The 12,895-nt window shown below is 66.1% G+C and carries 10 protein-coding genes; 6 read left to right on the top strand and 4 right to left on the bottom strand.

The genetic code is table 11. From position 1 onward, the window contains the following. Positions 1-258: 258 nt before the first annotated feature. Entirely contained in the window at positions 259-1,470 is a 1,212-nt protein-coding gene (locus NDI65_RS10165) for a hypothetical protein (protein ID WP_089780488.1), read from the top strand. A 63-nt stretch (positions 1,471-1,533) separates the two neighbouring features. Here NDI65_RS10165 and NDI65_RS10160 read toward each other — a convergent pair whose 3' ends face one another. Both NDI65_RS10160 and NDI65_RS10155 read right to left on the bottom strand, forming a co-directional pair. After that, a complete protein-coding gene (locus NDI65_RS10160) occupies positions 1,534-2,778 on the bottom strand; it encodes a mandelate racemase/muconate lactonizing enzyme family protein (RefSeq protein WP_089780490.1) in 1,245 nt (414 codons plus the stop codon). A gap of 93 nt (positions 2,779-2,871) precedes the next feature. Then, positions 2,872-3,924, bottom strand: a complete 1,053-nt coding sequence (locus NDI65_RS10155) for a Gfo/Idh/MocA family oxidoreductase (RefSeq protein ID WP_089780492.1) — start codon at positions 3,922-3,924, stop codon at positions 2,872-2,874. Positions 3,925-4,038: 114 nt separating this feature from the next. Between NDI65_RS10155 and NDI65_RS10150 the strand changes: the two genes are divergently transcribed. The 3 genes from NDI65_RS10150 (at position 4,039) to NDI65_RS10140 (ending at position 8,389) form a co-directional block, all read left to right on the top strand. Continuing rightward, positions 4,039-4,977, top strand: a complete 939-nt coding sequence (locus tag NDI65_RS10150; protein WP_089780494.1) for a dihydrodipicolinate synthase family protein — start codon at positions 4,039-4,041, stop codon at positions 4,975-4,977. Positions 4,978-5,220: 243 nt separating this feature from the next. Continuing rightward, complete coding sequence (locus NDI65_RS10145) at positions 5,221-7,170, top strand: hypothetical protein (RefSeq protein ID WP_310893626.1); 1,950 nt, start codon at positions 5,221-5,223, stop codon at positions 7,168-7,170. Positions 7,171-7,666: 496 nt separating this feature from the next. Further along, positions 7,667-8,389, top strand: coding sequence for a ThuA domain-containing protein (locus NDI65_RS10140; RefSeq protein ID WP_089780500.1), 723 nt, complete (start codon positions 7,667-7,669; stop codon positions 8,387-8,389). A 202-nt stretch (positions 8,390-8,591) separates the two neighbouring features. On the opposite strand, the gene NDI65_RS10135 is transcribed toward NDI65_RS10140, so the two are convergent. Further along, positions 8,592-9,017: a DUF5518 domain-containing protein gene (locus NDI65_RS10135; protein ID WP_089780501.1), complete on the bottom strand. Its 426-nt coding sequence runs from the start codon at positions 9,015-9,017 to the stop codon at positions 8,592-8,594. A gap of 250 nt (positions 9,018-9,267) precedes the next feature. Between NDI65_RS10135 and NDI65_RS10130 the strand changes: the two genes are divergently transcribed. Together NDI65_RS10130 and NDI65_RS10125 are read left to right on the top strand one after the other, a co-directional pair. Beyond that, entirely contained in the window at positions 9,268-9,621 is a 354-nt protein-coding gene (locus NDI65_RS10130) for a hypothetical protein (RefSeq protein WP_089780503.1), read from the top strand. A gap of 42 nt (positions 9,622-9,663) precedes the next feature. After that, positions 9,664-10,488 carry a carbon-nitrogen hydrolase family protein gene (locus tag NDI65_RS10125; protein WP_089780505.1) on the top strand — a complete coding sequence of 275 codons (825 nt, stop codon included), beginning with the start codon at positions 9,664-9,666 and terminating at the stop codon, positions 10,486-10,488. 21 nt (positions 10,489-10,509) lie between these two features. Here NDI65_RS10125 and NDI65_RS10120 read toward each other — a convergent pair whose 3' ends face one another. Continuing rightward, entirely contained in the window at positions 10,510-12,813 is a 2,304-nt protein-coding gene (locus NDI65_RS10120; protein ID WP_089780508.1) for a pentapeptide repeat-containing protein, read from the bottom strand. Between the last annotated feature and the right edge of the window lie 82 nt (positions 12,814-12,895).

Below are 12,895 nucleotides of genomic sequence, written 5' to 3'. Positions count from 1 at the left end.
TACACTGCGGACCGGTACAATATAGCTTGTGCCGAGCGGTCGAGCGGCGGCGCGGCGGCGACCCACCGACGTGACGGTGCCGAGTGGGGCGACCGAGGCGCTTGAGGCCGATTTCACTCGGTTTCGGGGTGTCCGGCCCGAGGAGCGCGAACCAACGATGTCAGATGGCCATAACTTTCATTAATTTTCACTTTGATTGACAATCGCTGGCAACCATGCCACACGTTAGCTACCATGAGACACAACAGACGGGAGTTCATGAGAGCGATTGGTGTCGGAACTATCGGGAGCTCGGCTCTGCTCGCGGCCGATTCGGCCGCGGCAGCGGACGGGTCCGAGCGTGCCGACTCGTCCGCCGGATCGTATTTCGACCCCGACGACGGGTTCGCCGATGCGGCCCCGTGGCTCGACGACGACACGCCGGTGTACACTGTGACCGAGCCCACGCGCGAGGCGTTCGAGGCCGCCGTCAACCGGAGCGGACCGCGCGTCGTCGTGTTCGAGACCAGCGGAACCATCGACCTCGGCGCGGAACGGCTCACTATCGACGAGGACGAGCTGTACCTCGCCGGACAGACCGCCCCGTCGCCGGGTATCACGCTCGTCCGAGGCGGGCTCTGGGTCGAAGCTGACGACTGCTTGCTCAGACACATCCGGGTTCGGCCGGGCGACGCCGGACAGGACGTCGGCTGGATTCCCGACGGGGTGCGGACGGCCGACGAGACGGAGAACAACGTCATCGACCACTGTTCGATTACCTGGGCGGTCGACGAGAACGGGTCGCCCGGGTACGACTCACGGCGGACGACCTACTCGAACTGCATCATGGCCGAGGGACTAGCCGACGCCACGCACCCGAAGGGGACCCATTCCTATGGGTCGCTCGTCGGCGACGGTGCAGAGGAGGTTGCGCTGTACGGGAACGTCTGGGCCCACAACATCGGTCGCAATCCGCGACTAAAGGCCGAGACGCGCAGCGCGCTCGTGAACAACGTCATGTACCACTACAACGAGTCGGTCAACCTCGGCGACTCGACGGTCGCGAGCATCGTGGGGAACTCGTTCCTCCGGGTCGACGAGGGGGACTACAATATCGAGGGCGGCGGCGAGGTGTACGGCGACGCCAACACCACCGACCCGGAGACGCCGATGTACGGGCCCGACGTGACGCTCCTCGACGAACCGCCGCTGTGGCCCGACGGCCTTTCGCCGCTCTCGACCGCCGACGCGACGCGACACAACCTCGCGTACGCCGGGGCGCGCCCGGGCGACCGAACGTATCAGGACCGGCGGGTCATCAACAACGTCCGAAACTTCGGTGGCGAGTACATCGACAGCCAGTCGGCGGTCGGCGGCTATCCGGACCTCGCCGAGAACAGCCGGGAACTGCACGTCCCCGAGAGCGACCTCCGACAGTGGCTCGAATCGCACGCCGTCCGCGTCGAACAGCGCGAGGCCGGGTCGCGCTGACCCGTTCGACGACTCGAAAAGAAACGCGGCGTCGTGGCGACTACCGACACACTACCGGCTTTGTCACTCGGCGTCGTCGTAGTGGAACTCGGTCCACGGCCCCTCCTCGAAGGGGTAGTCGTCGAGCGCGTCGAGGTTCGCCTCGACGCCCAGTCCCGGCTCGTCGGACAGCGAGAGGACGCCGTCCTCGACGGCCGGCCGTCCCTCGATGATGTCGAACGCGAGGTCGAAGGGGTACATGCCGGGGTCGGTGTCGGCGTCGAGGAGCGGGTCGTCCTCGAACACCGGGTATTCGAGGAGCGACACCTCGGGGGCGGCCGCGACGAGGTGCGCGTTGGCGAGCAGGCCGACCCACGTCCCGAAGTTGTGCGGGACGAACTCCACGTCGCGGCCGACGCAGGACTCGACCGCGGGGCGACAACCGGTGTAGCCGCAGTGGTGTCGAACGTCGCCCTGGAGAAAGTCGACCGCGCCCGTCTCGCCGAGCGCGACGAGGCCCTCTGGCGTCGGTTCGCTCTCGCCACCGGCCAGCGGCGCGCCCGTCTCCGCGAGGTCGACGTAGCCCGCGTGGTCGTCCGGCGAGACCGGCTCTTCGACCCAGTAGCAGTCCCGCTCGGCGGCGAAGGTGACGAGGTCTTCGACCGTCTCGCGGTCGTAGCCGTCGCGAATCTTCCACCACGTGTGCACGTCGAGCATCACTTCCATGTCGCCCGCGACATCCGAGAGGAGTTCGATAGTCCGGCGGTCCCCGTCGGGGCCGATTCCCGGTCGGTATTTGTAGCCGAAGAAGCCGAGGTCGCGGATGGTCGCCGCCTGTTCGGCGTAGCCCTCGGGTTCCATGTACATCCCGGCGCTGGCGTACAGGGGCATCTCCGTCGTCGGGTCGGTGCCGTACTCGTCGGCGAGCAGTTCGTAGATGGGCGCGCCGACCTCCTTCCCGCGGATGTCGTACAGCGCCACGTCGAGCGCCGAGATGGCCTCGCGGCGGAGTCGGTCGGGGAGGTCGGTGTCGCGGAGCATCGCGCGGGCGTCTTCGACTTCCTCGACGGTCTCGCCTTCGAGCGCGTCGGCGACCGCGCCGTTTACCACGTCCGCGAAGGTCCCCTGCGAGTCGCCCTCGAAGTACTCCCGCATCGCGGAACTGCTCGCGCCGGCGGTGGCGATGCCGCGGGTGCCCTCGGCCGATTCGACGACGACGAGCACCACGTCGCGTTTGAGGAGGCGACGGACGCCGCCGTGGAAGGGGCGGTCCTGCGGCGGTTCGATGGGTGACGAGAGAGCGTAGCCGCTGACAGTCGCGATTCGCATACCTCTACAGACTCGGCCACCACGATAAAACTCCGCTTCGGAACAGGAGACACGGGAAGGAGACGGTCGAGAGAAGCGGGAAAAACGAGCGCGCTACTGGAAGACGTCGGACGCGAACGGGTAGAGTTCGTCGAGGGCGACGCGCTCGTTGCGGCGGCCCGACTCGTAGGCGGCCATCGTGATGAGCACCGCCTTGAGGCCGTCGCGGGCGGTCGCGGGCGGCGTCTCGCCGGTCTCTATCGCGTCGAGGAACGCGGTGCCCTTGCTCAGCCACCGCTCGTAGCCGTCGTAGGGGTGGTGTTCGGTCCCCTCGTCGTCGATGACGTAGCCGGTGCGGTCGTCCCACTCGTGGCCTTCGAGGTATATCGCGCCCTCGTCGTCCCAGATGTGGACGTGCTCGCGGGTCCGCGCGACGACGCCCGTGTCGGAGACGTTCGCCACCGCGCCCTCCGCGAACTCGATGATGATGGAGGACTGGCGGTCGAACACCTGCTCGTCGTCGTGGAAGTCGACGTAGGCGTTGACGTGCGTGGGCGTGAGGCCGGTCGTCCAGAGGATGGCGTCGATGACGTGCGTGCCGACGTTCAGGAGGTGGCCGCCGCCGCTCAGCTCGGGGTTCATCCGCCAGTCGTCTTCCTGCTCGTAGTAGGACTGCCAGTCGTGGGTCACCTCGCCGGTGATAAACCGCGGGACGCGGTCGCCGTCGGCCCACTCGTCGCGGGCGCGCTTGTAGGCCGGGTTGAAGTGTCGCTGGTAGCCGACCATCACGGTTCGGTCGCTCTCCTCGGCGCGGGTCGTGAGCTCGTAGGCCTCCTCGGCGTCGGTCGCGAGGGGCTTCTCGCAGAGGACGTGGAGGCCGCGGTCCAACACGGCCGAGGTCTGTTCGTAGTGCAGGCCGTTCGGCGTCGCGACGGCGACGGCGTCCATCGGGGCCGAGTCGAGGAACGCCTCGAACGACCGGTAGCGGTGCGCCTCGGGAACGTCGAACTCGTCGCCGACCTCGGCGAGGCCGTCGGGGTCCACGTCGGAGACGGCGACGAGTTCCGACCGCGGGAGTTCGACGAACTGTTGACAGAGCCGACGGCCGAGGCTACCGAGGCCGACGACTCCGACGGCGATTGGAGACGAGTCTGTCTGACGCGGCATGGGTGCGACTACAGAGATGGGGCAGATAACTGTTGTGACGGTCCGCGGGCGCTCGGCGTCGCTCGCGACCCCCCTGTCCGAAGATTTTATGCGCGAGTACCCGGTGGTTCGGGTATGCCACTCGCAGAGAGCGGTGTGCGCGAGCACCTGCGCGGCGTCGCCGCCGGGCTCCTCACCCCGTTCGACGACGACCTCGACATCGAACACGACGAACTGGCAGCGAACGCGACGACGCTCTACGACGGGGGAATCCGAACGTTCCTCGCGGCCGCGAACATCAGCGAGTACCACTCGCTGTCCCAGCAGGAACGCGTCGACGTGACCGAGACGGCGGTCGACGCGCTCCCGTCGGACGTGTGCGTCCTCGCCGGCGTCGGCGGAAGTACGGCCGGCGCGACAGAGCTCATCGAAGCCTACGACCGCATCGGCGTCGACGGGATGATGATAATGCCGCCGGACCACACCTACGTCCACGAGCGCGGCCTGCTTCGCTACTACGAAAAGCTCGCCGACGCCTCGTCGGCCCCGCTGGTGCCGTACGTCAAGGGGTTCGACCCGTCAATCAGCTACCTCCGTGACCTCGCGGGGCTCGACGGCGTGGTCGGCATCAAGTACGCCATCGAGGACCCGGTCAAACTCGGCGCGGCCGCCAGCGCCACCGGCGACGACGCGGTCTGGGTGGACGGCCTCGCCGAACCCTTCGCCGTCTCGTTTTGGAACGAGGGCATCGAGGGGTTCTCGGCGGGCGTGAGCAACTTCCGTCCGGAAGTCGGACTCGCGCTGTTCGAGGCGCTCACCGAGGAGAACTGGGAGCGCGCCCGCGAGCTTCGGAACATCTGTCTGCCCTACCAGAACTTCCGCGACCAGACCGGACAGGACAACACCCTCGATGGCGCTATCAGCGTCCCGGCGGTGAAGAAAGGCCTCGAACTGGCCGGCCTGCACGGCGGGGGAGTCCGCGAGCCGATTCGCCCGCTGTCGGCCGAAGACGAGCGCCAGGCGGAGGAGCTGTACGACCAGCTCGACGACGACATCGAGCGCCTCATCGACTGAGCGCGACCGACGGAAGACGCCGACCGCGACCGACAACGACCGACTGGGGCCGCGAGAGCGACTGCGATAGCCCGCAGTAACGGCGAGAGGCCACGGCGCGGAGAGTGACGACTGAAGCGGGCGGTTCGGCGACAGCGGTGCGGCAACAGCGCGACCGCTCGGAGCGCCGCGAACCGACCCGACCTCGCGACTGCGACCCGCGCGACCCGAATATTCATCACCCGAGGCGCGGGGTATGTGGACATGCGCGAGTTCGAAGCGACCGCCGAGGCGACGCGACCGCCGACGTGGGCGCACAAGCAGCGAGCACTGTTCGACCTGACGGCCGACGCGGTCGACCGGTTCGTCGACGACTACACCGGTCCCGACGGGGAGCCGTTCTGGCCGCCGGACGACCACGTGGGCGTCGACGGCTTCGACGACGTGGTCGAGGGGTTCTACAACTGGCCGCTGTTGTACGCGATGGGCGGCGACGAGCGCCTGCTCGACCACGCCCGCCGCGCGTACGAGGCCGCGCTCGAACGCGGCGCGGCGACCGAAACGCCGTTCGGCCATCCGATGGTCGTCGACGAGTTCGAACAGTGCCGCGACTGGTTCCACCTCGGCGAGGGCAATCTCTACACGTACAACATGGGCCTCGCCGCGCCCGACGACGACGCGGTCATCGACCGGGCGACGAAGTTCGCGGAGTTCTACACCGCCGACTCGGAGACGGGGAACTACGACGCCGACGAGCGGGTGGTTCGCGGGCCGATGAACGGGAGCACGGGGCCGGAGTTCTGCGACTTCTCCGCCTACGAACACCACCCCTACGGCGCGGACTACCGCTGGGCCAGACACGGTCTCCCGTGGCGGGACTTGGAGTTCGACGAGGCCGCGGACCTCCTCGACCCGGCGAACGAGGAGCGCCTGTTCGAGGTGTTGAACGAGCGCTGCGCGAAGGGCGACATCCCGCTGAACCTCAACATCACGAGCCTGATGACGAACGCCTATCTCCACACGGGCGACGACGACTACCGGGAGTGGGTGACCGACTACCTCGACGCGTGGCGGGAGCGGACGGCCGAAAACGGCGGCATCATCCCCGACAACGTCGGGCGCTCGGGCGAAATCGGCGAGTACACAGACGGGTCGTGGTACGGCGGCTACTACGGCTGGTCGTGGGGCGGGTGGCACTACGTCGGCATCGGACCGACGGTCGCCGCCGAGAACGCGGTCCTGCTCGAAGGCGACCGGGAGTATCTCGACTTCCCGCGGTCCCAGCTCGACGTGCTCATCGAAAACGGCATCGAGGTGGCCGAAGACGACGTACACAGCACCCTCTACATCCCGCACAAGTACGGCGACGAGGGTGACTACCACTACGACGCGTCGGGCGTCCTCACCGAAGACGACGGGGAAGTGCTGTGGCGGGACGGCTGGTACGAGTTCCAGCCGCACACGGACGACCCCTACGCGGTCCACCTCTGGTACATGTCGATGCGCGAGGAGGACCGAAAGCGGGTCCGCCGGCTCCGCGACTGGGGGAAGCAGGACTGGCAGCGGGTCGACCCGCGCGCGAAGACGAAACACGACGACGGCCACGAGTACGCGTGGCTCGCCTACCTCGACGGAGAGTTCCCGGACTACCCGGACCGAATTTTCGACGCGACACGCGAGCACGTCGACGAGCGACTGCGCCTGTTCGACGCCGAGGGGAACGAACCGGCGACCGTCGACGAGGACTACCTCAGAGACCGGAACCCGGCGTTCCACAAGGCGCTGCTCCAACTCACGATGGGAGCGCCACAGCCCGTCTACTACGGCGGCCTCGTCATGGCGCAGGTGCGGCACTTCGACGCGCGAAGAGAGCGGCCGGGACTCCCGACCGGCGTTGCCGCGCTCGTCGAATCGGTGACGAGCGACGGACTCGAACTGACGCTCGTCAACACCGGCGCGAGACGGGAGGAGGTCGTCGTTCAAGCCGGTGCGTACGGCGAACACCGCTTTACGACGGTCGAGACCGACGGGACGGAGCCCCGCGTCGGCGACGACGGCGATGGAGGCACCGACAGCGCGAGCGACGGCGACGAAGGCACGGACGTGCTCCGAGTTCGGCTCCCGGCTGGAAGCCGAATGTCGATTCGCGCCGGCCTCGACCGCTTCGTCGATGACCCGAGTTACGACCACCCGTGGTCTGAGACGGGGTCGTAAGCGGGGCTCCGGCCGCGTCGCGCGGAGTTCGGAAGACGCGTACGAGGATTCGAAAGCCGCAGATTCGTTCCCAGCAGGGGAACGGCAGTATTCGACGTGTGGAATCTCACGATTCGGGAGAGCGACTGAGAAGTCTCGAAACCGGCGATTAGCTATCAGGCCGTCTCGAACCGGAAACTCCGAGCCGAACGCTGTTCCCGTGTCGGGAATTACTAATCAGGGAGTATCATGTGAGTGCGGGACAAGGTCCGTGAGAGAAGCCCACCAGACTGACATTACATGCATACGCCTGTAACGCAAACGGGTCGAAAATGTCGGGGCGACAGCTCGTAGTTCGTCAGCTATGATAGCTGAAATCCAATATTCGTCGGTGATAGCCGTTCTTCTTTCTCATTACACGTTGTTCCCGGTTGGGGAACGTATTTCGCGAGTGAACGAGGACCGCCGTCACGCTCGGGGTGAGAGAATTTATCAACGGGGGCGAACAGTATGGCGCATGCCGACACGAGTCACCGTCTGGAACGAGAACGTCCACGAGCGAGAGGAACCGGAAGTCGCGGAGCGGTATCCGAAGGGAATCCACGGGACCATCGCGGAGCATCTGGAGGCACCGGACCGCGAGGTGCGAACGGCGACGCTACAGGAGCCCGAACACGGGTTAGACGCAGAGACGCTGGACGCGACGGACGTGTTAATCTGGTGGTCTCACTGCGCCAACGACGAGGTGACAGACGCCGTCGCGGAGCGCGTCGTCGAGCGCGTCCACGAGGGGATGGGCTTCGTCCCGCTGCACTCGGGGAAGAACTCGAAGCCGTTCACGCGGCTGATGGGCACGACCTGCAACATCAAGTACCGCCACGGCGGCGAGCGCGAGCGCGTCTGGGTCGCGGACCCCGGCCACCCCATCGCCGACGGCCTCGACGAGCAGTTCGTCATCCCGGCGACGGAGACCTACGGCGAGCCCTACGACATCCCGGAACCCGACAGGACCGTCTTCATCTCGTGGTTCGAAGGCGGCGACGTGTTCCGCTCGGGCGTCTGCTATCGGCGCGGCCGCGGGCGAATCTTCGCGTTCCGACCGGGCCACGAGGAGTATCCCATCTTCCACCAAGACGAGGTCAAACGGGTCATCGACAACGCCGTCGAGTGGGCGGCCCCGACCGAGGGCGCGTCGGCGCGGTGGGGGAAGACCGACCCCCTCGAACCCGTCGACGAGTGAGCGGAGCGGCGCGCGTCGCGGCGTAATCTGTTCCCCGTTGAGGAACGGGTTGCCCTATCGTTGCTGAACGAGTTCGCATTCTCGTCGCTGAGTGGTCCAAGGAGATGTTCGAACCCGAGAGCAAGCATCAATATCAGAGAACATATCAGATTTAAATATATCTTTAAAATTTGGTGATTCGGTGTGAGATACCGCGAGGAAGCTACGACGTATTCACGGGCAAATTCCGCCGTGAGGCAATAGTTTGCACTACCCACCCGCCGATTCGACCGCATCCCAGTCCAAAGAGCGGGGCGAGACACAGGATGGCTCCCCCGGCGACCGCGAAGAACGCGACTCTGGACAGCGGCCACGCCGCCGTCGGTGCCGTCGTCACGGCGAATATGAGCAGTTCGAGACCACCACCGAGAAAGCCAGCGCGGAGACCGGCGGCGTCCGAATCCACAGAGCGGACCGCGGCGACGGCCCCAGCGATGAACCCGCCGAACAGCATCACACCAGCGCCGACGGTCGCCTCCGAGTCTGGGAGCCAGTTTACAAGCGTACTGACGGGTATCGATGCGATTGCCCCGACAAGCGCGGCGTTCCACGCCGGAGAGAGGGCCGAAAAGCGAGGAATTGAGACCATACTCGTGTATGTAAGACAGCTAAGATGTTATATATGTTGGCGGGGTTTGACTGCGGAGTTTGAACCGTACTCGACGTCTGGGCCCTTCGTGGTACTGTTCGCGGACTGAGGGGTCGGCAACGACAGTTCCCGGCTATCAATAACTATCGGAAATGATGGATGAATAGAGTTTGAAAAATATTCTTACATTTTTGTGACCGGGGTTTGGTACCGGCGCAAGAGATACTATCACGCCCGCGGAACGTGTTCTATGGCAGACAGTACAGAAGTTGACGAACTGGTCGTCACGGAGCTTTCCGACACGAACCCGACGGCGCTCGAAGCCGGCCGCACGGAGTCCGTCGAACTGAGCGGCGTGGCGGTCACGCGGGCGACGCTGGAACCGGAGTGGGGAACCGACGGCGACCGCGGGAGCGCGGAACCCGACTACTGTCAGAACGCACACGACATCTACGTCGTTTCGGGGACGCTCGGCCTCGAACTGGACGACGGGACGCGGACGGAGATTACCGCCGGCTGTACCGCGACCATCCCGCCGGGGCACCACGGCTGGACGGTCGGAGACGAGCGACTCGTCTATCTGGAGTTCGACCCGAGCGAGTAACCGTGACTACCATGTCGTCGGTCCGCGTAGTATTCCGACGAGATGTCCCGATTCGTGGCGGCCGCGTGCCAGCTAGACTCGCGAGACGACAAGGCGGCGAACGTGGAGCGGGCGCTCGGCCTCCTCGACGAGGCCGCGACCGACGGCGCTGACTTCGTCGCGTTCCCGGAGATGACGACCTTCATCGGCCCGGAGGAGCGGTTCGCCGAGGTCGCGGAGTCGCTCGACGGGCCGACGATACGGCGCTTCTCGGAGAAGGCCCGCGAGCACGGCGTCTACGTCCACACGGGCAGTTTCTTCGAGCGGATTCCGAACAGCGACCGGGTGTACAACACGTCGGCGCTCATCGGCCCGGGCGGCGAGGTGCTCGACACCTACCGGAAGGTCCACCTGTTCGACATCGAACTCGACGGGAGCGTCGAACACCGCGAGTCCGACCGCGTCGCACCCGGCGACCGAGCGGTGACGGTCGACACCGACCTCGCGTCGTTCGGCCTCTCTATCTGTTACGACCTCCGGTTTCCGGGACTCTACCGAACGATGGCGCAGTCCGGCGCGAACGTGCTTCTGGTCCCGTCGGCGTTCACGATGCACACCGGAAAAGACCACTGGGAGCCGCTGCTTCGCGCCCGAGCCATCGAGAATCAGGCGTACGTCATCGCGCCCGGCCAAATCGGCGACAAGCCGTCGTGGGTCGAGACCTACGGCCGCACGCTCGTCGTCGACCCGTGGGGGAACGTGATTTCGAAGGCGCGGGACCGCGAAGAGGTCGTCACGGCGACTATCGACCTGTCGCATCTGGACGAGATTCGCCGCGACATGCAGACGCTCCAGCACGCGCGGCCGGACGTGTACGAGCGCCGATGACGACAACGACGCCCGGCGCGATTAGCTCCCGCCGAGCACGCGCTTGAACAGCGTGAACGTGAGCAGGGTAAAGAACAGGCCATTCAACATCCCCTGACTCGCCGCGAGCACGCGCGCCGCCGGCCCGAGCGGGTTGATGTCGCCGTAGCCGACCGTGCTGAAACTGATGTAGCTGTAGTAGACGTTGTCGAACAGGACCTCCATCGTCGTCTTGTCGACCGCGGCGGGGTCGAAGACGCTCCCCGCCTGCGTCAGAAACGGCCCGCCGAGGGCGTAACACAGCCCGAACAGCGCCGGGAGGAGGAACGTGAACGCCGCGATTCTCGGGAGTCGGTTGCCGTAGCCGCAGGTGACCTGCATGAGCGTGTTCAGCCCCACGCTTGCGACCTTCTTGCCGCGGGCCCACGTGTTCAGCGAGTACTCGTTGAGGATGATGTCGAAGTTCTTCTGTCGGTTGTAGTAGTAGCGCTTGAACTCGAACTCGCGGCTCGCGGGGGTGTCGCCGACGGCGTTGGCGCTGTCCTGCGCCTTCCGGTAGGTCTCCTCGATGATTTCGGGCGTCAGTTCGACGGCGAACTGGCCGGTCGCGCCGTTGCCGACGAAGTCGTGGATGGTCCAGTCGTTGCGTTCGAGATAGCCGTGGTGGTCGCTGAAGTCGAAGCGGTCGAACTCGGTGAGACAGAAGCGGAAGTGGTCCAGAAGCTGGTGTTCGTTGCCGTCGCCCTCCAGCGTCAGGTCGCCGATGGTCGCGCGGGTGAGGTCGTACGGCGTCGGCTCGCCGGAGCCCTGCGAAACTGTGCCGCCGGCGAGCGTCGCGTCGGTGAAGTCGAGGTAGGTGTCGCGGTCACCGACGAGCACGCGGAAACGCGCCGTTTCGAAGTCCGACTGCCGGAAGTCAGCGCGGTCGTGGAACGTCGTCTCCCAGAACGACGCGCTCGTGAAGTTCGCCGCCTCGAACTCCGCGCCGGCCTCGAAGGTCGCCTCGTTGAACGAGGCGTTCGCTTCGAGGTGTTGCAGTTCGCCCTCGAAGAAGGTCCCGCGGAACGAGGCCGGACCGTGGAACGTGGCGGTCTTGAACGTCACGTCCTCTTCGAACCGCGCCTCGCCGAACCGGGCGTTAGATTGGAACTCGACCGCCTCGAAGGAGGTGTCGCAGCCGAACGTCGCCTCCTCGGCGACGACGGCGTCTCGGAACTCGCTCTCGTCGAAGTTGGCTTCCCCGCCGAACGACGCCAGAGAGAGGTCGAACGAGCCGTCGACCCGGAGGCGGTGGCAGTCGGTGCGGGCGGTGAACGTCGCGCGGTCGAAGCTGACCGCGTCCTTGAACGCGGCGTCTTTGAAGTCCGAATAGCGGAAGCGCGCGAGTTTGTAATCGGCCTCGCCCTCGAACGTCGCGCCCTCGAACGTCACGTCGTCGTGAATCGTCCGGCTGCCGCCGTTGAACTCGACGCCGCGGAACTCGGCCAACTGCATGAACCGGGCGTCGGCGAAGCTCGCGTCGTCGTCGAACCGCGCCTCGTCGAAGTCGGCCATCTCGTCGAAGCGGACGCCGTCGAACCGGGCGTCACCCTCGAACGCGACGTGTTCGAAGTCCGAGCCGGCGGCGAAGCGCGCGCCCTCGAACGTCACGTAGTCGAAGGTGGCCTGTCTGAAGCTCGCGTCGTCGCGGAACGTCGCGTCCGCGAAGGTGATGTGGTCTTCGAGGACGTGACTGCTCCCGCTGGTCTCGGCGTCGCGGAAGCGCGCGGTGCCGTGGAACGTGGCGTCCGCGAAACTCGTGTCGCCCTGGAACGCCGTCTCGTCGCAGCAGACATCGCCGCGGAAGGTCGCCCCCGAGAAGCGAACGTCCTGTTCGAACGTCGCCTCGTCGGTCGTCACCGCGCCGGTGACGGTCACGTCGCGGGCGTCCACGTCGCCGGTGACGACCGCCTCGTCGAGTTTGAGCCGGTCGACCGTCGCCTCGCGGAGAATCAACCCCTGATCGAGGCGGCCGTGGGTGAGGTCCAATCCGTCGATGTCGGCGTGCTGGAAGTTGAGTACGTGATTCGTCGCGCCGTTGATGTCCTGATAGGTGAACGAGAGATGCGGGAGGTCCGCGCCGACGTACTCGTTGACGCGGGTGTCGGGCGACTGGAGGTTCGCTCGGAGTTCGTCGACGATATCGCCGCCAGTCACGTCGAGCGAGGCGCGCTCGTCGCGGCTCATGTGGAACACGCAGAACTCGCTTTCGGGGTGGGCCTCGTGCGGACACTCCCACGTCGTCTGGAGGTGGGCGTCGGTCTGCACCGACGGGTCGAACGTGTACCGGCACGACGAAGAGGACATCAGCGCCGGCGTGGATTCATTTCTCGACATGGCTGGGGAGGGGCGGACGGATACGCTGTGGACAGCGGGTGCGACGGGAGCC

The sequence above is a fragment of the Haloferax sp. S2CR25 genome, from assembly GCF_031624535.1.
Classification (GTDB): Archaea; Halobacteriota; Halobacteria; order Halobacteriales; family Haloferacaceae; genus Haloferax; species Haloferax massiliensis.
The sequence above is the reverse complement of the archived record's forward strand: the minus strand, read 5'-3'. Positions and strand labels throughout refer to the sequence as shown.

Excerpts from the sequence above, each read along its gene's own strand:
- NDI65_RS10165 (WP_089780488.1), top strand. The coding sequence starts at position 259 with ATGAGAGCGATTGGTGTCGGAACTATCGGGAGCTCGGCTCTGCTCGCG.
- NDI65_RS10140 (WP_089780500.1), top strand. The coding sequence starts at position 7,667 with ATGCCGACACGAGTCACCGTCTGGAACGAGAACGTCCACGAGCGAGAG.
- NDI65_RS10120 (WP_089780508.1), bottom strand. The coding sequence starts at position 12,813 with ATGTCCTCTTCGTCGTGCCGGTACACGTTCGACCCGTCGGTGCAGACC.
- NDI65_RS10145 (WP_310893626.1), top strand. The coding sequence starts at position 5,221 with ATGCGCGAGTTCGAAGCGACCGCCGAGGCGACGCGACCGCCGACGTGG.
- NDI65_RS10150 (WP_089780494.1), top strand. The coding sequence starts at position 4,039 with ATGCCACTCGCAGAGAGCGGTGTGCGCGAGCACCTGCGCGGCGTCGCC.
- NDI65_RS10130 (WP_089780503.1), top strand. The coding sequence starts at position 9,268 with ATGGCAGACAGTACAGAAGTTGACGAACTGGTCGTCACGGAGCTTTCC.
- NDI65_RS10135 (WP_089780501.1), bottom strand. The coding sequence starts at position 9,017 with ATGGTCTCAATTCCTCGCTTTTCGGCCCTCTCTCCGGCGTGGAACGCC.
- NDI65_RS10125 (WP_089780505.1), top strand. The coding sequence starts at position 9,664 with ATGTCCCGATTCGTGGCGGCCGCGTGCCAGCTAGACTCGCGAGACGAC.
- NDI65_RS10160 (WP_089780490.1), bottom strand. The coding sequence starts at position 2,778 with ATGCGAATCGCGACTGTCAGCGGCTACGCTCTCTCGTCACCCATCGAA.
- NDI65_RS10155 (WP_089780492.1), bottom strand. The coding sequence starts at position 3,924 with ATGCCGCGTCAGACAGACTCGTCTCCAATCGCCGTCGGAGTCGTCGGC.